Origin of the sequence: Blautia sp. HCP3S3_C4 (genome assembly GCF_052064095.1) — a bacterium.
Classification (GTDB): domain Bacteria; phylum Bacillota; class Clostridia; order Lachnospirales; family Lachnospiraceae; genus Blautia_A.
This window is the reverse complement of sequence record NZ_JBQHWF010000002.1, coordinates 320,171-341,418: the sequence shown is the minus strand read 5'-3', so window position 1 is coordinate 341,418 and position 21,248 is coordinate 320,171. Positions and strand designations below refer to the sequence as shown.

Here is a 21,248-nt window from a genome sequence, read left to right as displayed (position 1 = left end):
TAAATAATTCTCCTCATACATCCTAATACAAACATTATACTATATATCTGATCATGCTAAAAGAGCCAAAACGGATAATTGCGGAAGAGCCTACCGCACAAGAATATTCAGTCAAGGTGTGTATAAACCATTTCAACCTGTTTATCCAAAAGTTCTTTGAAAAGATCCGGCAGAATTCCTTTTCTGGCTTTTGAAACAGCCTGCCTGGAAACATCAGGAAAATCAATGTCCGGAAGCTGGCGCTGAAGATCAGACAATTCAATATCCATGGAACGTTTTTTTGAATGGATAAGATAAGCAACAACCTGTTTCAATGTCAGTTTACGATATCGCACAAAAGAATTTGGACGTCGAAATCGTTCAAGAAATTCATCGGAATTAATCCGTTCATATAACTGTGTCAAAATCAAAGAAATTAAATCATAATAATTCATGGCATTACCTCCTAAAAAAGTATATATTCAAGAGGCTGCGCCGCAAATTTTGACCAATTTGTCAAGTAGGCATAGTGCTGATATTTTACGCTCGAAATTATATATTTTTACTATTTGATTTTCAAAGAACAAGTAAATCGATTTAAAGCCCTTAAGTTGACGCTAAGTTCCCAACATTGGGGTCTGACCCAGAGTATCCTCACTAGCTGGCCGATCAGCAATGACAGTTTAACTCAGGTATCTATTTTTGTAAAATCATTTACTCTCTACACTTTGAATTATACAGGAAGCTTAATTAATTTTGAAACAAGTCTCTGATCTGGAAAACACTCATTTGTTAACAATCCAGCTACTACACATGTATACTTTGGAAGCACGCCACGCTTATACCACAAAAGATCCAATTCAAAAACCTCTTTAACCATTTCAGACACATTAATCCCCAGTGCTTCAAAGCTAAATGTCCGCATTGTTAAATGAGCACATGATTCTCCTGTTTTTTTTCGACATACCCTACATAATCTGCAACTTCCAGTAGATATATACTTTTCATCAACATCCATACATGACCGCAAAACTTTATCTACTCTGCTCTTTAGCATAGAATTGGCAGCTTTAATCTTTAGATAATCCTGTTTGATATATTCAAGCTCATCCAAATTCAATCCCAACAGCACAATACATAAATTTTGAAATCCATCTGCAAAATTATTATATATTGGCGAATATGGGGGACATGACCATTTTTTTGCATAATTTGGACACCCTAATCGGCATAAATTATCAAATTTCTCTTTATTACAATACATAGCTATATCATCAGCTGAAACTGTACGTATTTTTCCATAATACGGTATTTTTCCATGTGGCGTTTTAGCAATTAAGCTTATTTCACTCAAATCGGTCACTAATTTCATATTTCATTTCTTTTTCACCAGATTCTTTTTTGCTTTCCTTAACAGCATATTTCTCGTACACTTCCTCAAAATATGATATTTTAAAACGTTCCAATGGTTTACTGGTATCACTTGACACAGTGATAGTAAATCGTGGTCTGTCCTCATTCGATATTACCAAATCAACACAGAACTTAACGGATTTAGATTCCTCATAAATAATTTCACATTGTTTTTTAAAGACAAAATTTCTTCTGGTTGTATCCTGTCCATCACGAAATATCTCTTTATATCCTTTGCATTGTTTATATAAGCTTAACAAGGTTTCCCGTAAATCATTCAAATTATTAAAGCAAAACTTTTCTTTCATTTCAAAAGAATGAATCTTTATTCTTTCTTCTCCATGCTCACTTTCCTTAATATTAAAAGCCGGTACAATACTGCCAAACTCATATGTAGAATCTTTATTAACATACAGTTCTGACATTCGTTTTCTTCCCCATTCCTGTGCATCATCCACTACAATAAGCAAAAACGCAAAATTCAACATATCCAGATGATAAATATCATGACATGTATGTGACGCTATTGTTCTTAATATTTCACGTCTAATATAAAATTGCCTTGCCTCTTCTTCGTCAAATAAATAATCTTCGTTAATACTGAAATCCGACTCCAGAAAATAGCGAAGCAATTTATATATTATAATTGCACTCAAAATACCATGATTATATCCTTCCAACGATTTCTGAAATTTAAAATAATACTTCGGCTGTAATCTGGCAACATACTTTTTCTTTTCATCACCAGTATCTTCTTTAGGGCATTTATTATCTGCTATATGCATTTTGGAACTCATAAAACGTACAACAAAATCATTCATATTGGTTTGAATCCCGTTAAATGACAAATCCATAGAAACTGAAGGATTTGAAATGAAAGATTTCATCATGTCCTTTGTTTGCTCAATTATGCCTTGCGCTTTTTCCAAAGGATAACCTAAATCATGTGTCAGTGCAATCATTGACCATATACTTATTTTTTCTAAAGAATTAACTTTAATTTCTTTCTGAATTACAATCCGTTTTAAATAATTTCCATCATCATCAAGTAAACATTCCAACCCCAAAAGCCAAACTCTAAACACATGAATGACATGATCTCTGTAATATTTTCCACCGCCATACAGCATTGATTCAAATTTAATATATTTATCAAAATAATTGCTGAGCTCATCCACACCATATGCAACAGGATGTTTCGATGGATTCTCCAAATAAGGTTCCCTTGAATCGAAATATCGCAGACACTTTATTGACTTTTGAATAAGTAATTTCCAAATGTCTTTTATATCATCCGCAAAGTAATAAATCCGATAATCATCATCTTCATCTCGCATAGCATGCTTTATTTTATCCAGTTTCTCTTTTACTTCATTATCTAAAGGATGCTCTATCTCTCTGTCTTTTTCGCCAAATGCTTCTTTTTTATAAACAGGTACGCACTTGGGAATATATTCGCCAATTTCTTTTATTAATTGCAAATCTCTATTTGTCATCCGTCTACTCCTTCGCGTCTTTTTTCATATAATATTGACCTACACACTTTTCACAATTACAAGTGCAGGCATGGATTCTTACCAATTCTCTTACTTTCCTTAAATATTCCGAGTCTGTGTATATCTTCTCAATTGAATCAGTAAAAATATTCCCCGGCTCACAATCTTCAAGTGGTTCAACACGATTATTCTTAAAAACCTCACATGGAAAGACTTTCCCATCATATCTTATGTTCAATTTTCCATTTGCAGCTTCACAATGACATTCCTCTGTTTCTCCTAAAAGCGGAACACCTATTCTGATATTATATTTATTTTCATTTTTAATTTTTAACAGTTTTTTTTCAATTTTTAACAACTCTTCATCTGATAATAACAATCTATTCCGATTTTCGTACGCACGACCATGAATAACCAACCGCAAGAAACTCATCTTTGATATTCCCAAATCTGTACAATACTCAAGTGTTTGTTCTATTTGATCTTTATTGATTTTATTTGGAACAAAATGACCTTCTACAATTATCCCGGCACTAACAGATCTACGAATCGACTGTTTAAGAAATTCAAAACATCCCTGCGTTCCCATAATAACGTCATACGTATTCTCTTCTGCTGCTTCTATATTATAAATGATTTTTGTAACCTTATTCACAATCTGAGCAAATATTTCATATGGAATAGGTCCTCTTTCCTTCAACTCATTCATATATATGCCACTACTATAAATATAACTATTAAGCCCCTGTTCATGAACAACTTCCAACATTTTTACTATGTCAGGATGTAAAAATGGCTCTCCACCGGAAAAGCATACTGTTTGAAGTCCTAAGTCCTTCGCCCCCATAATGGCACTTTTAAATACTTCAAAGGGAATAATTTCCGAACATTTCTCTGTAGAAAAAGATGAACAATGTATACACTTATTAGGGCATTTTCTTATTACCTCTATTGAGATTTCCTTTAACATAAATAATCTCCTAATCAAATTTTACTTACTTTTTTATTTTCTCATACCTTGTACATTTACAAATTAACAGTACTCAGAATATACTCCACAGATTCTCGAAAATCTATATTCATATATCTGGCTTTTTTCATTCCATTACCAACACATATTGGATAATCTGAACTATCTAGCAATGGAACATCTGACTGTGAATCTCCAAATGCAAGATATGGATTTGCACCATATCGTTCAATAAGTTCATGAACCTTTTTGTATTTATTAAAACCATAATTACAGGCAACTTCTCCAGTAAATTTGCCTTCAATCTCTTCCTCCTGAAATGCATAAATCTCTTTTAGATGAAATTCCTGCTTATACTGTTCTAATATTCTAAACGGCGCACCACTTATAACTATAATATCTATATCTCTTTTTGCCAGTTCCTTTAACAACTTACACATTCCAGGAAATAATGCATTTCTGTCTTTTCTTATATAGCTATCCATGAGCTGTGTTATTTCTTTTGATTTTTTTCCCTTCAAAGCTTTTGTATATTCAGTACATGCTTTATCTGCATATTGATCATGAGTTATTTCTTTATATATATACTGTTGCTTTAATATTTCCAATTTTTTTTGTAAGTACGCACTCGTAATATTACATTTATACAGATACTCTACCCATGAATACAATGTATACCCACTTCGTATAGTATTATCCCAGTCAAAAAGAGCATATTTTTGATATTTGTTCATGCTATTTTCCCTTCTTTTTGATAATAAGAGGGGTTTTATCTATTGTTCCATCACTATGTTCTTCCAAATAATAGCCCCTAAATTCAAAATCTGCAAACAATTTCACATAAATACATCCTCGACTTTTCTGAGCTTCTTTAGCCTGATACATCATTGTTAAAATATTCCCCTCCAAATACCCTATGACATGCCACTTTCTATGTTTCTGTTTTTCCGGACTTACTCTGGAAATAGTTCCTACAATATTTACTGTCATTTTTCCCGAATATCGCAATTTTTTATGCTTGAGCTTATAAATATCTCTCTTTATCGGCTCCCCTGTATAGTCATTATTGTCATAAATCAACTGTTCCCAATTTCCGCTATAAATAGATTTCTTTATTTGTATTATCTCTAACGCTTTCTTTATTACCCAGCAAATGATTGCAGCGACTATACTCGCAATAATACCGTCTCTATTATCCCATATCCATGATATAATCTCCATAAAGATTCCCCATTTCCAATATATTTCATAAGTAGTTACAGGCATTATCATTATAGCAATCCTCATATTGAACTGCAACAGTTTTCCATAAATGCCTCAAGTATTTGTAATAAGTACCTCGTTACTGTTCAATGGTTAGCTGGACTTAGAAAAAACGATGGTGTAGACTGATAACAGCCAGAGTCATCGGTTCTCTTTATGAGTCGGCAGCTTATTTTTATCGTAAGCGCTTAATTTCTTACGAAATTCCTGCATTTAATATGGAACTCTTGCTTTTTTATAGTATAATATAAGTGTAAACTATTTTACTTTATCTTTATCAAAGGGAGGGCATTCTTATGAACAGAGATAACACAGGTAAATATAATGCAGATTCTAGCGGACATACTTATGGTATTGATTATAAAGGAGGCTGGGATATAGACACATCTGACCGGACACAACGAACTGGCGATTGTGGACATATTCATGGTGCATATCAGATGGAAGAATCTGTTGATGTATCTAAAGATGATGATTAAGAACTTATATGTTTAGAGGAGTACGTGTTTCTGTTACTAAGAGCCACATACTGTTGATTTATAATTAAAAGCGAGAGAGCGTTTTAACGCTTAAAATTGACCCATGATATAAATTGGCCTTATGTCCTTGATCACTGCTAATTATTTCCTAGAGTGGCTGTTCAGGCTGATTCCTATCAAACGAAGTGATGCCTTGACAGCTACTTTGGGAAATGATAGTGGATCAAAAGAAAGTGTAAATCAACAGTTACTTTTACTATCTTTATTTTCCCTTACTGGGTCGAGTAAGTGCACCCCTTATGGTCGTACACCCCTCACAGAATTTCGGACGTGCGACTTTCCCGCATCCGGCTCTTTGCGAAACGAATCGTTCACATTATCATTCGTATATACTGACATCGTAAACTTCCTGAAAAAGTAACACTCAAATTGCCCTTTTTTCATTAAAACAGTCCAAAATCTAATTTATTTCACTTTCAGAACAGATAAATGCCATGATCTCTTCATATGTTTTTGTACTGTTTTCAACGGCTTTGAGCAGCTCTTTTTTCTTCTCTCCGTTCCTTTTTGCATAAAGATCTTTCAGTTTCATCATTTCGGAATCATACTTTTCTTTTACTTTTAATACTGTCTCTTCCTGCTTCTTTATCTGCTCTTCCAAAGATATCATTTTTCTCGGTCTTGCCATATATTATTTTCCCTCTTCTGCATATTTTTCAAGCAGTCTGCTCAATCCTACAGCTTTGTCCTGTATCTGGTCTGCATCCATATCAAATGCTTTTAAGATTATTTTCTGGGTTGCTGTTACTGCATGATCCATACGATATTTTCCATCTGTCTGACGGACCAGCTCTATCTTTTCCAGTTCACGGATTGCTGCCGGAACAGTCATATAATTCGGCTTTTTGTCAAGTTTTTCCATTTCATCTTTCAGCAGGACATACATCCTGCTCCTTACTATCAGTGCTACAAATTCCACGAAGATCTTCGCATTTGCAGCCTCATCTGACTGTACCCGCAGGCTCCTGTTCCCAAGATAACTCTTATCTCCCCTGAACAGTTTTTCTGATACATCCCTGCTCTTATACAGTTCCAAAGCTTCTTCCGCTGTCATCTGTTTTGACGTTACGATCACAAAATATCCGCACAGATCGATCTCTTCCTGGATCACTTCTGTCTTCTCCCTTGCGCATATGATCGTTCCATCATCCTCATATATTTCAAGTTTAAAATACTTCTTATATCCATCCCCTACGGTCGCTTTTTCTCCCTTTAAACCGTTAAGATATTTCGTCATCCGGTCTATTTTTGCCTCTATCTGTTCATGTTCCGCACACGCTTTCTGGTCTGAATAATAAATATGAAAATATCTTTCTTTTTCATCTGATATATAGAGTTTTTTCCTTATTGTCTTTCCAAATGTCTTGTACTTCCGTATATTGTATTTATGAATATTCTCGAATTCTCCTTTGTTTTCCAGGATCACCCGCCTGACAGATTCACTCATACCCTTTACCATGATCACAAAATCATACCCGCATTCATCCATATACCGGATGTTTTCCCTGCCAAAATATCCCCTGTCCAGGATAAATCCGACCTTCTTATATCCGTATCCTTCTGCTTTTTTTAACATATACTGGAGCTGGGAAATATCTACGATACTTCCAGGATACTGCTCATAAAACAACGGTTCTTTATTATATATATCATACGCAATGGAATAGTTAAAGACCGGCAGTCCACGGTCATCTTTCGGGTGGCCAAACTCAACAAATCTCAGATCCCCGGCCTGACAATTCTTATTGGTCGAATCGTAAGATATATATATTTTCTCCCGGTGATCCCTGTTTTCGTTCCACTCATTTACAAACCCTATCCTCTGATCATCTGTAAGTCCCGCAAGAAAATCTGATACTTTTGAATCAATATATATATATGCATCTGCTTTGTAAAAAGCGGATGGCTGTAAGCATAGGAAGGATAATACTGTGCGGCATTATTTTCACTGATAAGAGAATAAGCTGCCAGATCCAGAAACAGCCCCGTTTCCTTCTTTCCAAGATATTTTTCCAGGATCTCCGCCAGTTTATATCCATTCAGGATCTTTTAGATCACCAGAAAAGTCCCTATCCGCAGACAACTGCTTCTCATCTGTCCGGCTTTCTGTTCCGGCATCTCCTGACCGCCAAAATACTTTACAAAAGTTTCATTTGGGAGCATTCTATCCGGGTTATTTTCTGATCTTTTTCCAATGATCCTCTGCTCCGGAACATTATATTTTTTCTCTGGATGATATACTCTTTCGAGCACATATCTGACGTATACTGTACCCCCTTTTTTCACATAATTTATCTTTCCGGGTATCTTCGGAATGTCTACCTCAAAATTCATATCCATGGCATATCTCCCTTCAAACATTGAGTGTTACTTTCTACTCAATATTTTGCTCCTGCTTTCCCGTTTTTTCAAGATTTTCTTCCAAAAAATCCCTATTTTTCAAGTTTTTTTACATTCTGCCATTTTTTGAGTGTTACTTTTTCAGGAAGTTAAGGTTGACTGTATTCCATGAAATCGCAATTCAAAATGACTTGTCAGTTTTTCATCTGGTCCTGCCCTTTACTTTCCATACACCAACCTTAACATCCTATTCCCCAACAAGCATCCCAGCATACATCCCAAACTATTATGAATAATATCGTCAAACTCAAACAACCCTCTGCAAAGCAGCAGCTGACTAATCTCGATAGCAGATGATACCGCAATTCCCACAAGCAATCCCATCCACCATTTCAGTTTTCTGCCTGTCAACCCCGGCAATAAAATCCCTGCCGGAAAAAGTAGCAGAATATTCAACAGATTCTCTTGCAGTAAACCATCTCCCGTAGTACTTCCCAGTCTGCCACATGTACCAATCCCCAGGATTTCATTCCATGACCAGAATATCTCTAGCTGATACTGCCTGATCCCCGGAATCCTCGTAAAAACAGTAGAACCAAATACAATTGCAAGAAACGTCAGAAGCAACAGTCCACAAACTGCCTGAATGATCACTATTTTATGCAGCCTTAATAATACTGCTGCCAGAAAAACAGCCATCAGGAAAACCACTGCAAAAGCAATAATTTCCCTGATCGTCCAGCTTCGATTATGTGTAATAATAATCTGATAAATGTCCACTATCTATCTCTCCCCATCTCATGAATTCTGATTTTAACTGCCTGTCAATCGGATATTCGCAGTTTATCAGAAGGAGCTTACAATCCTCCTGATACAAGCAAGTTCCCCCCACTGCTTATCGCTTTTTGCAACCTCCGCAGAGGACTTACCTGATTCGGTTATATTTTCATTTACAATGAATTATACCAAAACTACCTGATTCTTACAAAGTACTTTTATCAATATCCTTCATATAAATCCCCGTATGGCATCCATCCGTTTCCATCTAACGAAACTAAATTTACCCCATTGCATTTACCACACTGAATTGGAGGAATTCCGCCGAAAGCATTCGACATTACTTTATTTTCTATTATTAATAACGTGATTTTGTTATTAATAACGGAGTATCTTTTTTATTCCCCATCTCCATTGACGTCCCCTCCCAATTCTGATAATATAAAAATGTTTTAAGTAACCTGATTTTAACATTTAATGTGATTAACAGCAACATTGGAGAATTAAATATGAAAAAAATATCTTACCAAAAGATGGCTGATACTATTATTGCCAAAAGAAAAGAAAAAAAACTTACACAGGCTCAGCTTGCAGATATGACAGGTATCCACAGAGCCATGGTCAGCAGATTAGAGGGGCTGGATTATATTCCTTCCATTGATCAGCTTCAGGCGATTGCAGAAGCACTTGGATTCGAAGTGACCGACTTATTTGTAGAAGATAAACCAGCACCTGATAAGAAATACAACATCGCTGTTGCAGGTACCGGTTACGTAGGCCTGTCTATCGCGACCCTTCTTTCCCAGCACAACCACGTTACAGCAGTCGACATCATCCCGGAGAAGATTGAACTTATCAACAATAGAAAATCACCGATCAAAGACGATTATATCGAGAAATATCTGGCTGAAAAAGATCTTGATCTTACAGCTACACTGGACGGAGAAGAAGCGTATAAAAATGCAGACTTCGTAGTGATCGCAGCTCCGACCAACTACGACAGCAAGAAAAACTTCTTCGACTGCTCCGCTGTAGAGTCAGTAATTGAACTTGTATTAAAGGTAAATCCAAATGCAACAATGGTCATCAAGTCCACCATCCCTGTTGGATATACTATATCTGCAAGAGCAAAATACCATACCAAAAACATTATCTTCAGTCCGGAATTCCTGCGCGAATCAAAAGCACTCTACGATAATCTCTATCCATCAAGGATCATCGTATCCTGTGATGAAGAGACAAGAGAAAAAGCTGAGATCTTCGCCAAGCTCCTTCAGCAGGGTGCGATCAAAGAAAACATCGACACCTTATTCATGGGATTCACAGAGGCTGAGGCTGTAAAACTCTTTGCAAATACATATCTTGCACTTCGTGTATCCTACTTTAATGAGCTGGATACCTACGCAGAAACAAAGGGACTTGACACACAGGAGATCATCAACGGCGTATGCCTGGATCCACGTATCGGAACTCATTACAACAATCCAAGCTTTGGATATGGCGGATATTGCCTGCCAAAAGATACAAAACAGCTTCTGGCAAACTTCAACGATGTGCCCCAGAATATGATCTCTGCCATCGTAGAAAGTAACAGAACAAGAAAAGACTACATCGCAGATAAGGTTCTTGAAATGGCCGGAGCATATGAAGCAAACAGCTCCTGGGATCCAAGTAAAGAAGGTGAAAAAGTCATCGGTGTATACCGACTTACTATGAAGAGCAATTCCGATAACTTCCGCCAGTCCTCCATCCAGGGTGTCATGAAACGTATCAAGGCAAAAGGTGCAAAAGTTATTATTTACGAGCCAACTTTAAAGAACGGCGAAACATTCTACGGCTCTGAAGTAATCAATGATCTGGAGAAATTCAAAGCAAACAGTCAGGCGATCATTGCCAACAGATACAATTCCTGCCTTGATGATGTAAAGGATAAAGTTTATACAAGAGATATCTTTAAGAGAGATTAAGAAAGATTAAAAGAAAGCAAAAGAAATCTCGAGAGATCAAGAGAGATATTATGATGGAGGTTTTAATAAAATGAACCATATAAATTTGAAAAATAAAACTGTTTTTATTACAGGTTCTGCCGGCTTTATCGGCAGCAACCTTGTACTTGAACTGTTAAGGACACAGTCACCGATCCATATCATCGGTCTGGACAATGTAAATGACTATTATGATGTAAGCATCAAAGAATGGCGTTTAAAAGAAATTGAGAAATGCGTACACGAGCATAGCGATTCTACTTATATTTTCTATAAGGATGATCTGGCAAATAAAGCAATCATCGACAGGATTTTCAAAGAGCACAAGCCAGACATTGTTGTAAATTTAGGTGCACAGGCAGGTGTACGTTACTCAATCAGCAATCCGGACGCCTATATCCAGTCAAATATGATTGGATTCTACAATATACTTGAGGCCTGCCGTCATTCTTATGATAACGATGAAAAAGGCGTAGAACACCTTGTCTATGCTTCCTCCTCTTCTGTATATGGAACAAACAAAAAAGTACCTTACAGCACGGAGGACAAGGTAGACAATCCGGTATCCCTCTACGCAGCCACAAAAAAATCAAATGAATTGATGGCTCATGCATACAGCAAGCTGTATAATATCCCATCTACAGGACTTCGCTTCTTCACAGTATACGGCCCGGCAGGAAGACCGGACATGGCTTACTTTGGTTTTACCAACAAGCTTCTCAAAGGAGAGACTATTCAGATTTTCAACTACGGCAATTGCAAACGCGACTTCACATACGTTGACGATATCGTAGAGGGAGTAAAACGTATCATGCAGGGAGCTCCGGAAAAGAAAAATGGCGAAGACGGACTTCCAATCCCACCATACGCTGTATACAACATCGGAAACAGCAATCCCGAAAATCTCCTTGATTTTGTAACGATCCTTCAGGAAGAGCTCATCCGCGCCAAAGTACTTCCGGCAGACTATGACTTTGAAGCTCACAAAGAGCTTGTTGCAATGCAACCAGGCGACGTACCGGTAACATATGCCGATACAGGTGCGCTGGAAAGAGATTATGGATTCAAACCAAACACCTCCTTAAGAACCGGACTTAGACAGTTTGCTGAATGGTATAAAGAATTTTATAATGTATATTAATTTTCTTGCGATCTTTCTCCCTCCATTTCACTTTTTATTCTCAATAATACTATCATTTATGATTATATTGAAATAAAAATCTGTCAGTCATCACAGATTTTTATTTCAATATGTTTTCCAAGTGCATTCGCATATTTCTCCAGTACAACCAGCGTTGGTACCCTGCCACCGCTCTCAAACCGGGCCATATTCGATGGTTTTATCCCTGTAATATCCGCTATTTCCTGCTGCGTCATTTTCTGGCGGTGTCTCTCCTCCACTAACTGCCGGATTGTTTCCGAAGATCTGCTCAACACTTTTTCCTGGATCTTCTCTGTATATACTTCCAGTCTCTTTTCCCTGGCCTCCTTTTCTATCAGGTATTCTTTCATGTTCTCCTGCATTTGCTTATCTCCCTATTCCATCTCTGATATCTCGTTTACGAGATTTTATCACTCATGATAAGTTTTTGCAAGATATTTTATGTTTCTTTTATAGAACTTTTAGTTCTTCTTTATTCTCTTTATCGGTATTTCATGGGGTCTGACCCCGAGTATTTTTTTTCTCACTTATTGCTTATTTCGACCGTCCAATTTTCAAGAGCATATTGTTCTTTTTTCTATTATAATATATTTATTGTATCAGAACAAGTGTTTTTGTGATTTTTTATGAATTTGAGCAGACATGCTCGAATGTGCAATTCATACCATCACCTATAGAGGTAAGAGAATTCTTGCTACGGTTGTTAAAATTATGCTCTACCATTTTATTCTCACCTTTTCTATTTATTCTTCTGCTAATCTTCCCTGAATATATGTAAGCTCCATCATCTTAGCCTTGATCTCTTCTTTATTAGGAAGTCTTTCTCTTTTTCTTATCCACATACATATTAGAAACCATTATATGTACTCTTAACTCCTTCAATATTTCTGCATATTTTGTGTTGTCTTCAGACTCATTCACAAAAACATTTTTCAATGCCTTATACTGAGGTATATCTTCTTTTATAACCGCTTCCTTTTTATCTTCTTTAAGCTTATAAAAATAATTGTAATTATATACTTCATCATATATATTATATAACTCTTTGATTTGTTCATCTTTCAAAAAAGAACACCCTGCAACCATTTGCTGCCACTCGGAGGAATATCTTAAATTAACAGAACTTCTTTCACCTACTAAATATCCTTCAATACTTTTTAAATCATAATATAAAATAGATGCCGCATGTGATTTACTTTCTTTATTTCTTCTTCTTTCTTGCACTATCCATAATACATGAGCTAAAATTGAAGCCAAAAATACACCAATTATTTCTGTCATTGCATCTATCATTCCTTTATTCTGTATTTCATTTTTTTCTACTACTTTTTCAATGTTTAAATTTGAAACCTCATAAATTTTATTTATTAATCCCTGTATATCTATCTCCTCTTCCCTATTAGGGTCTATCCCCTCATTTAAACTAAACAATTTATCATAAATTTCAAATTTATTTTGTCCTTCCTTTTCAGTTATTAATTTAGATTCAAACACATCTGTTAAATAGTATATTCTGTGTTTTTCTCCTAATATATCTATATATGAAACACACAGGTAAGATTCAATCTCTACATATAAAGAGCTGTCTGAATCATTATACTGAAGAATTTTTTCCATCATCTTTTTTATCTTATTACTGTTTTTTCCTGTTATTTTTTCTTCCAAAATGCCTTCAGTATTCCCACTTTGACGACCAATTATATAATAATTAAATATTGGAATCTCTTCTTCATAAACATTATTCTTATTATCTAAATAAGAACATTTTAAAAATGTTACAATTCTACTTTCATAATTATTAAGTCTTCCATTTAAATTTGAAATCTGTATTATTGAATCATCTGTTTTTCCCGTCTTTTCATTAATTAAATTTTTTTCCACTACTTGAATATTGGGTAATGAACTATTTCTTGCCACTTCTGTTTGTATTTTTGTCATTTCATTAGCTTTTATAGCTAAAAAAATACTCGTAATAGAAATAATTATAGTAATAAGTATTTCCCATTTATTTAAAAATTTCTCCATCCTAACATCTATATCCCTTTTCTCATAATTATTGCTGATTTCTCAATTTGTCACTAATCAGATTTATTCCCATGACATAAATCTGATTAGTTTTGCACCATTGCCATTTTTGCATAATCCAGTGAATCTCCCATCGGGAATACATAAATACTTTCTATATACGTATTTTTTCTACCAAATAAAAATGCTTCCGCGAACGGTCACCGCAAGCTCATTTCTGTTTATGTTTAACGGACGGATATGATTAATCCAGTTTTTCCACATCAAGTTCCTCTCGCAAATGAGGTCAATACACCAATTAATCCAGATGAATTTTAATCTATTATATTTTTTTAACAAAACAAGGTGAAAAAATTACTGAAAGTTCACATTTTATTAATAATTCCATTAATAAGTATCAATATACATAAGGCATTCCTATGAATTCATAACCTTCACAAGAATGCCCTAAAATATCGATTCATCAAAATCCTCAATAGGTATCCTTTAGCCGACCCTCACCTATTGTTTTCGTTTTTTATCATACCATATTCAAATATTGATTACAAGAATCTATGTTAATCTCCTGTAGTTTTCCATCGACAGATTCTAATATCCTTTAATCCAATCGATAAATAATCACCCAACCACGGCTTCCAGATAACCTTAATATTCGAGTTACTTACAATTATCCGCTTTCTTTCATTTCCACTTTCCTCCCATATTTTCTGCTATATTCTGCCGTTATCAATGCTCCGCTTCCTTTCCCGGCCTGGATTATGATTAATTTATCGGACCAGCTGCTGATCAGGCGGTTTCTTCTGGGGAACGTGTATCTGGATGGTAGAGTTCCGGGTGGGTATTCTGACAGGAGCAGACCTTTTTCCTCTATACATTTCATCAGTTTGTGGTGTTCACTTGGATAACAGATGTCCAGGTCATTTCCTAATATTGCTATTGTGTAGCCACCGGCATTGAGACATGCAGTATGTGCATAGCTGTCGATTCCTTTGGCCATTCCGCTGACAACTGCAATCCGGGTCTTGGCATATTCTGACGCCAGAAATACCGTTTCCTGTTTTGCTTCCTGGCTGCATCTTCTTGCTCCTACTATTCCAACTGTCTGATCCATTTTCTTGATGTTTCCTTTATAGTATAACATTGGTGGTGCATCAGCAGGTTCTCTGGCACGTAAAGGATAACAATCGTCGTTCCAGCATAAGATAGAGATATTTTTGCTTTGGCAATCATCCATGATCCTTTTCGCTTTTTCCAATGAATGATTCCTGATGATACTTTCTCTTTGTCTTGCAGACAGTCCTGACATTTTGCTCAGGGTTTCATAGTCAGCCTGATAAATTTTTTCCGCATCTCCCAGTTCTTTTATCAGGTATCTGATTGTAACGGGCCCGATAAATGGTATCTGCGTAAGCCATATCCAGTATATCATTATTTAACCACCACCATTTTACTATTGCTTTTGTCCAGCTCCCGGCACGTCAGAACTTTTTCTATATCTTTTTGGCGGATTTTTTCTTCTCCATCCAGATCCGCACTGGTCCTGGCAAGTCTTAAGAGTTTGTGGATCACACGGGCACTATATCCATACTTTTCACTTGTCTCTCTCAGCAGCTTCAATGAGTCTTTATCCAGCACACAATATCTCTGTATGAGTTCCGTTGTCATCTGTGCATTACAATTGATCCCTTTTTCCTGCGCATATCTCTCCTGCTGTATCTTCCGGGCTTTTTCTACCTTTGTACGCAATTCTTCCGAAGAAGCCCCTGATTTCTGGTCTGCTATTGCGAAGAAATCTACAGGATGGACTTCTTTCTGTATATCTATCCGGTCCATGATAGGGCCAGAGATCTTTCCCCTGTATTTAATAATCTCATAATCCGTACACTTACATTTTGCACCTGGATAATAGCCACACGGACAGGGATTCATAGCTGTAATAAACATAAAACTGGAAGGAAACGTATGAGTACCGTTCACTCTCGAAATAGATACTTTTTTATCTTCTATCGGTTGGCGTAATGCGTCAAGAGTCCGCCTTGAAAATTCAGCAAGTTCATCCAGGAATAGTACCCCATTATGTGCCAGTGATACCTCGCCCGGCATTGCATAGGCACCGCCGCCGATCAGAGCATTCAATGATGCATTATGATGCGGGGCACGGAACGGTCTGTATTTCATCAGGGCATGTCCATTGGGAAGCAGGCCGGAAATGCTGTATATTTTTGTTACTTCCAGACATTCTTCCTCTGTCATTTCCGGAAGTATCGTTGGAATCCTCTGCGCAATCATGGTCTTTCCACATCCAGGCTCCCCGACCATCAGCATATTATGTCCTCCTGCCGCAGCCAGAACAACCGCTTCTATCAGCTCATCCTGTCCTTTAACATCTTTAAAATCCAGAACTGTCCCTGATTCTTCCGAACCTTTTTCCTTTTCACCCACATGGATTTCTCCCCCTGATGTTTTTCCTTCAAGACAGCGGATCACGCCTGTCAGATCATGAAATCCCAGAATTTCTACTCCATGCACCAGTCCTGCTTCTTTAAGATTAGCCTCCGGCACGATAATCTTCTTTATTCCTTTCTTCTGGCCGGCAATGATCATCGGCAGAATCCCTCTGCAGGCTCTTAACCTTCCATCTAATGACAGTTCTCCGATAAAGCCATATTCTTTCAGGTTCTTCACCCCTATATCTCCGTTCTGGCAGAGCACTCCAACCGCCATTGCAAGATCAAAATGCGAACCGCTTTTCTTTTTATCACTGGGTGCAAGACTGATGATCACACGCTTTTTAGGAAAAACATAACCGCTCTCATCAATCGCTGCCTGGATCCTCTCTGCAGCTTCTTTTACAGCCTGATCCCCAAGCCCGATGATCGATATCACCGGCTGTCCCTCCAGCATCTTTACTTCTATATCCACAGGATACCCATCAATCCCCTGAATTGCAAAACTTCTTACCACGGTAGCCATAATTCATCTTCCCCTATCATCTTTCTGATATGCTGTTCCTGAACTATATATTTGTGTCCTATATCTTCCACAAACTCCCTGTATTGATAAATACTGTTTCTCGGAAAGTACGCAAGTGTCTTCTTTTTCTCTGTGATCCCATCATCCGCAATCCCTATCATCGTCCGATAGCTACTCCATAAATGATCTTCCGGATAATCTGCCATCTGTGCTTTTACCGGGTTCAGATGTATGTAACGGCTTGTCTGGAGAAAATAAGCATCTTCTTTTACAAGGCAGGATTTATACCGGCTCTCAAAAACATGCCCTCTGTAACCATACTTATGGTTATAGTAAATGGCATAACACTCTGACATATATTTCATAAACTTCCCTATTTCTATATCGCCTGTTTCAAGCAACAGATGGACATGGTTTGTCATCAGACAATACGCATGCAGCCAGCAGTTATATTTACTCAATGATGTCTTTATTATCTGCAGCAGTACCTGATGGTCCATCTCATCTTCAAATATTGGTTTTCTCCTCACCCCTCTGTGCATGATATGGTAAATTGCCCCCGGATACCAGTCCCTTAATTTTCTTGCGATCTTTCTCCCTCCATTTTGCTTTGATATTTTTAATAATAGTATCATCTATGATTATCCCGAATAAAAATCTGTCAGTCATCACAGATTTTTATTTCAATATGTTTTCCAAGTGCATTCGCATATTTCTCCAGTACAACCAGCGTTGGTACCCTGCCACCGCTCTCAAACCGGGCCATATTCGACGGTTTTATCCCTGTAATATCCGCTATTTCCTGTTGCGTCATTTTCTGGCGGTGTCTCTCCTCCACTAACTGCCGGATTGTTTCCGAAGATCTGCTCAACACCTTTTCCTGAATCTTTTCTGTATATACTTCCAGTCTCTTTTCCCTGGCTTCCTTTTCTGTCAGGTATTCTTTCATGTTCTCCTGCATTTGCTTATCTCCCTATCCCATCTCTGATATCTTATTTACGAGATTTTATCACTCATGATAAGTTTTTGCAAGATATTTTATGCTTCTTTTATAGAACTTTTAGTTCTGTTTTATTTTCTTTATCGGTATTTCATGGGGTCTGACCCCGAGAGTTTGGAGTTTTTTCTTTATCCATCTGGATTTCCTTGCCGCCGCTACCAATGAGAACTGCATCAATTCCTTCTGCATCTCGAATCCCTTGTAGATAAGCTAAAGGAAGTTCAGAAGCAAGAACCACTTTCTTTCCTTCGATATCTCTAAGGTCAACCGGGTTCTTATCGTTTTCTACAATAATTATTCTCATACGCCCATCATTCTCGCTGCCTTAAGAATACCGTGTGCCGAACTGTTGCATTTGATTTCATTCCGCATGACCATCTCGATTGCCTCAGTCATCGGAACAACCAGAACATCCAGTTCCTCGGTCGCATCCAGCTTCTGCTCTGCTACCTTGCGACAGTTCTTTGCATAGTAGATGTGCATCCGATTGGTCAGTTTTGAGGAACTTTCCACGGTGTCACCGAAATACATCCACTCATCGGAGACAAAACCTGTCTCCTCTAAAAGTTCCCGCTTGGCAACCTCCAAACCGTCATGCTCTTCCGGCTCGAACATACCCGCCGGGATCTCAATTAGTTCTTCATTGGCGGCATACTTGTATTCTTTCTTGAGGATCAGCTCTCCATTCTCCGTAACTGCCACAATCGCAGCAGCGTCAGAAATGGTCACGGCATAGAAATCATCAATGGTCATTCCGTTGGGAAGTTCCACTGTATCTTTCCGCACCGAGATCCAGCGATTATCTATTAGTTTCTCTGAATTCTTTACTTTCCACATCACGCTTACCCTCTCTGTCAGCCTGTTCTCAGCCTCTCACATCCAGGAAGGTTGCCTGTCCATGGATCGTCAACGCATCGGAACTTGCCGGGACGAAAATGCAGTCACCCTTATAGAATTGCAGCATCTCCGAACCAAAGCTGATATTACCACAGCCGTTTATACAAAGCAGGACGCGAAAGCCCAGGTCATCTGCCTGATAATGTACGGTCTGCCGTCTTTCCGTGTTCACCAGCATACGGTGAACCTCAAAATATTTGCAGCGGGTCAGCAGTTCGCTGGCAACTCCCTGCCGATATTTGAGAACACGCATAGGCTGTTTTGGCTCAGCCGAACTGGTCAGCTTTGCGACCTTCATTGCCTTGTCCACATGCAGGGGTCTTTTCTTGCCGTCCTTGCCCACACGGTCATAGTCATAAAGGCGGTATGTCAGGTTGCTGTTTTCTTGAATCTCGGCAATCAGACATCCTGCTCCGATAGCATGAATCGTGCCAGACTGGATGAAGAACAGGTCGTCCCGTTTCACCGGAACAGTCTGAAGGTATTTACCCAGTGTTCCGTTCTCAATGGACTCCCGGATTTCTTCTTCCGTACAATCCTGATGCAGTCCATACACTAGCTTTGCGTCCCGACTGGCATCCAGCACATACCACATCTCTGTTTTGCCAAGCTGACCGTTTTCGTACTCCTTGGCGTAGCCATCACCAGGATGCACTTGAACAGACAGATCACGCTTGGCATCAATAAACTTTATCAAGATAGGCAGTTCAGTCTCACCCTCATGGCGAGTGCCAAGGAACTCAGGATGAGATGCAATCACATCCACCAGACTCTGCCCCACGAACTCTCCGCTTGCCACGGTGCTGGGACCGTCAGGATGCGTACTGCACTCCCATGTCTCCGCCAGCGGATTCATATCAATATTCTTTTCAAACTCTGTATTTAATCTTTGACCACCCCATAGGTAGTCCTTTCCAGAGGGTCTCAGCAAAAATGGATGAATATTCCTGTTCACCTTTGCCCTCGCTTTCTGTGCCAATGCACGATAAATCTTAAACTGCTATGCTCCTTACGCTCCGCACAGCAAAGTGTTATTTCTTACAGTTCCAGCTCGAACTTCTGCTTATCAGATACACTGATTGCTTTGCCCAGCTGAACCTCGATCAGCTTCAGTTCAGTATCTGCAAAGATGGTGTGACGGCATCCGGCAGACATAGTAATCACATCGCCAGCCTTCACGCTCTGCACCATACCGTCCACAAAAGTTCTGCCTGTGCCATCCAGCACAACCCAAACCTCATCACGGTTCTTGTGGCTGTGGTAATTCATGGAGTGACCCGGATTCAGAGTTACCTTGATGGTCATGGACTTCTCTTCTACATCCATAACCTTGTAGCTGCCCCAAGACTTCTCGGCAAACATGATCTGCTGCTCGAACTTATCCACGAAGGGCTTGATATAAGAACTCTGCTCCTTATCGGAAACCAGAATACCTTCCGGACTGGCAGAGATCACAACATCGTGCAGACCCATAGCAAGGACGGGTACATCCATCTCATTGACGATATGGACATTGCTACACTCCTCGTTCAGAGTGCCCTTGCCGATAATGGATTCAGACATCGCCTCGGTCAGAGTATTCCAAGTTCCGAGATCCTTCCACTCGCCAGCAAAACGCTGTACCTGAATCTTATCTTCCTTCTCAACGACAGCATAGTCGAAGGAAATCTTCGGCTGTTCGCCGTAGGTATTAAAGAGGTCGGCATAATCGGTGTAGCTGATGAGTTCATGGGACTTCTCAATCAAATAACGGAGCTTGAATGCAAACACACCGCCGTTCCAGAGTGCGCCTTGAGAAATATACTCCTCGGCAACCTCAACAGAAGGCTTTTCCTTGAAGGTTTTGACATCAGCTGTGAAGTCCTTGCTCATAGGAATGATGTATCCGTACTTCTCGGAAGGATATGTCGGCTCAATACCCATAAGAACGAGGTTTGCTTCACCCTTTTCCGCCTGATCAGACAGAGACTTTAGTGCCTCAAAATAGTCATCGTTCACATAAGGGTCAACAGGGCACACCACAACCGGCTCGTCCATACCCACATGCATAACATCCTTCAGATAGGCTGCTGCCAGAGCGATTGCCGGGAAGGTGTCACGGCGGCAAGGCTCCACAGAGATACCCACATCAGAGCCAAGCTGATTATGGATAGCAGAAACCTGTGTCTTAGATGTTGCGATGGTCACGGTAGCATCGGCATCAACCTTCTTAATCTGACGGTACATTCTCTGCACCATAGATTCGTAAGTGCCGTCTTCCTTCTTGAAAATCTTAATAAACTGCTTAGAGCGGATATCATTAGAAAGCGGCCACAGGCGCTTGCCGGAACCGCCGGATAACAAAATCAGATTCATATTGTCTTTCTCCTTCTGCCTCTCCTACTCTAAAGCAACATAACCATTTGCTTGGTAATAGCGGAAGTCTCTTA

At 38.5% G+C, this 21,248-nt stretch carries 21 protein-coding genes and 1 pseudogene; 3 read left to right on the top strand and 19 right to left on the bottom strand.

Going from position 1 to position 21,248, the window contains the following annotated elements:
* Positions 1-107: 107 nt before the first annotated feature.
* The 6 genes from ACTNC6_RS03500 to ACTNC6_RS03475 all read right to left on the bottom strand — a co-directional run bounded on the left by ACTNC6_RS03500 (position 108) and on the right by ACTNC6_RS03475 (position 5,130).
* The gene (locus ACTNC6_RS03500) at positions 108-434 is read right to left on the bottom strand and encodes a hypothetical protein (RefSeq protein ID WP_441043245.1); all 327 of its coding nucleotides are present in this window, start codon (positions 432-434) and stop codon (positions 108-110) included.
* A 278-nt stretch (positions 435-712) separates the two neighbouring features.
* The gene (locus ACTNC6_RS03495; RefSeq protein WP_441043244.1) at positions 713-1,351 is read right to left on the bottom strand and encodes a DUF2284 domain-containing protein; all 639 of its coding nucleotides are present in this window, start codon (positions 1,349-1,351) and stop codon (positions 713-715) included.
* Positions 1,326-2,888, bottom strand: coding sequence for a hypothetical protein (locus tag ACTNC6_RS03490; protein WP_441043243.1), 1,563 nt, complete (start codon positions 2,886-2,888; stop codon positions 1,326-1,328). Before ACTNC6_RS03490 ends, ACTNC6_RS03495 begins: the two co-directional genes overlap by 26 nt.
* Positions 2,889-2,892: 4 nt before the next feature.
* On the bottom strand, positions 2,893-3,858 hold the full coding sequence (locus tag ACTNC6_RS03485) for a radical SAM protein (protein WP_441043242.1): 966 nt from the start codon (positions 3,856-3,858) through the stop codon (positions 2,893-2,895).
* A gap of 56 nt (positions 3,859-3,914) precedes the next feature.
* Complete coding sequence (locus ACTNC6_RS03480) at positions 3,915-4,592, bottom strand: HAD family hydrolase (protein ID WP_441043241.1); 678 nt, start codon at positions 4,590-4,592, stop codon at positions 3,915-3,917.
* 1 nt (position 4,593) lies between these two features.
* Positions 4,594-5,130 (bottom strand): hypothetical protein, encoded by a 537-nt coding sequence (locus ACTNC6_RS03475; protein ID WP_441043240.1) that lies wholly within the window; start codon positions 5,128-5,130, stop codon positions 4,594-4,596.
* Positions 5,131-5,417: 287 nt separating this feature from the next.
* On the opposite strand from ACTNC6_RS03475, the gene ACTNC6_RS03470 reads away from it, so the two are divergent.
* Complete coding sequence (locus ACTNC6_RS03470) at positions 5,418-5,600, top strand: hypothetical protein (RefSeq protein WP_441043239.1); 183 nt, start codon at positions 5,418-5,420, stop codon at positions 5,598-5,600.
* Positions 5,601-6,060: 460 nt separating this feature from the next.
* Here ACTNC6_RS03470 and ACTNC6_RS03465 read toward each other — a convergent pair whose 3' ends face one another.
* The 3 genes and pseudogenes from ACTNC6_RS03465 to ACTNC6_RS03455 form a co-directional block, all read right to left on the bottom strand.
* Positions 6,061-6,288 (bottom strand): ErpK protein, encoded by a 228-nt coding sequence (locus ACTNC6_RS03465; protein WP_441043238.1) that lies wholly within the window; start codon positions 6,286-6,288, stop codon positions 6,061-6,063.
* Positions 6,289-6,291: 3 nt separating this feature from the next.
* Positions 6,292-8,000: pseudogene (locus ACTNC6_RS03460) on the bottom strand (IS1634 family transposase).
* Positions 8,001-8,219: 219 nt separating this feature from the next.
* Positions 8,220-8,780 carry a VanZ family protein gene (locus ACTNC6_RS03455; protein WP_441043237.1) on the bottom strand — a complete coding sequence of 187 codons (561 nt, stop codon included), beginning with the start codon at positions 8,778-8,780 and terminating at the stop codon, positions 8,220-8,222.
* A gap of 506 nt (positions 8,781-9,286) precedes the next feature.
* Here ACTNC6_RS03455 and ACTNC6_RS03450 point away from each other — a divergent pair.
* Positions 9,287-10,744, top strand: coding sequence for a nucleotide sugar dehydrogenase (locus ACTNC6_RS03450; protein WP_441043236.1), 1,458 nt, complete (start codon positions 9,287-9,289; stop codon positions 10,742-10,744).
* A 70-nt stretch (positions 10,745-10,814) separates the two neighbouring features.
* Positions 10,815-11,903, top strand: a complete 1,089-nt coding sequence (locus ACTNC6_RS03445) for a GDP-mannose 4,6-dehydratase (RefSeq protein ID WP_441043235.1) — start codon at positions 10,815-10,817, stop codon at positions 11,901-11,903.
* 83 nt (positions 11,904-11,986) lie between these two features.
* Here ACTNC6_RS03445 and ACTNC6_RS03440 read toward each other — a convergent pair whose 3' ends face one another.
* The 10 genes from ACTNC6_RS03440 to ACTNC6_RS03395 all read right to left on the bottom strand — a co-directional run bounded on the left by ACTNC6_RS03440 (position 11,987) and on the right by ACTNC6_RS03395 (position 21,174).
* Entirely contained in the window at positions 11,987-12,286 is a 300-nt protein-coding gene (locus ACTNC6_RS03440) for a helix-turn-helix domain-containing protein (protein ID WP_441043234.1), read from the bottom strand.
* A 448-nt stretch (positions 12,287-12,734) separates the two neighbouring features.
* Complete coding sequence (locus ACTNC6_RS03435) at positions 12,735-13,949, bottom strand: hypothetical protein (protein ID WP_441043233.1); 1,215 nt, start codon at positions 13,947-13,949, stop codon at positions 12,735-12,737.
* A 667-nt stretch (positions 13,950-14,616) separates the two neighbouring features.
* Positions 14,617-15,378 (bottom strand): DNA-processing protein DprA, encoded by a 762-nt coding sequence (gene dprA / locus ACTNC6_RS03430; protein ID WP_441043232.1) that lies wholly within the window; start codon positions 15,376-15,378, stop codon positions 14,617-14,619.
* Positions 15,378-16,922 (bottom strand): YifB family Mg chelatase-like AAA ATPase, encoded by a 1,545-nt coding sequence (locus ACTNC6_RS03425; protein WP_441043231.1) that lies wholly within the window; start codon positions 16,920-16,922, stop codon positions 15,378-15,380. The genes dprA and ACTNC6_RS03425 overlap by 1 nt, the downstream gene beginning before the upstream one ends.
* Positions 16,907-17,557, bottom strand: coding sequence for a transposase (locus tag ACTNC6_RS03420; RefSeq protein WP_441043230.1), 651 nt, complete (start codon positions 17,555-17,557; stop codon positions 16,907-16,909). The genes ACTNC6_RS03425 and ACTNC6_RS03420 overlap by 16 nt, the downstream gene beginning before the upstream one ends.
* A gap of 26 nt (positions 17,558-17,583) precedes the next feature.
* Complete coding sequence (locus ACTNC6_RS03415; RefSeq protein ID WP_055060664.1) at positions 17,584-17,883, bottom strand: helix-turn-helix domain-containing protein; 300 nt, start codon at positions 17,881-17,883, stop codon at positions 17,584-17,586.
* A 130-nt stretch (positions 17,884-18,013) separates the two neighbouring features.
* Complete coding sequence (locus tag ACTNC6_RS03410; RefSeq protein ID WP_441043229.1) at positions 18,014-18,226, bottom strand: hypothetical protein; 213 nt, start codon at positions 18,224-18,226, stop codon at positions 18,014-18,016.
* Positions 18,223-18,759, bottom strand: coding sequence for an NUDIX hydrolase (locus tag ACTNC6_RS03405; RefSeq protein ID WP_441043228.1), 537 nt, complete (start codon positions 18,757-18,759; stop codon positions 18,223-18,225). The genes ACTNC6_RS03410 and ACTNC6_RS03405 overlap by 4 nt, the downstream gene beginning before the upstream one ends.
* A gap of 28 nt (positions 18,760-18,787) precedes the next feature.
* Positions 18,788-19,774: a type I phosphomannose isomerase catalytic subunit gene (locus ACTNC6_RS03400; protein ID WP_441043226.1), complete on the bottom strand. Its 987-nt coding sequence runs from the start codon at positions 19,772-19,774 to the stop codon at positions 18,788-18,790.
* Between the two features lie 83 nt (positions 19,775-19,857).
* Positions 19,858-21,174 carry a sugar phosphate nucleotidyltransferase gene (locus ACTNC6_RS03395; protein WP_441043225.1) on the bottom strand — a complete coding sequence of 439 codons (1,317 nt, stop codon included), beginning with the start codon at positions 21,172-21,174 and terminating at the stop codon, positions 19,858-19,860.
* Between the last annotated feature and the right edge of the window lie 74 nt (positions 21,175-21,248).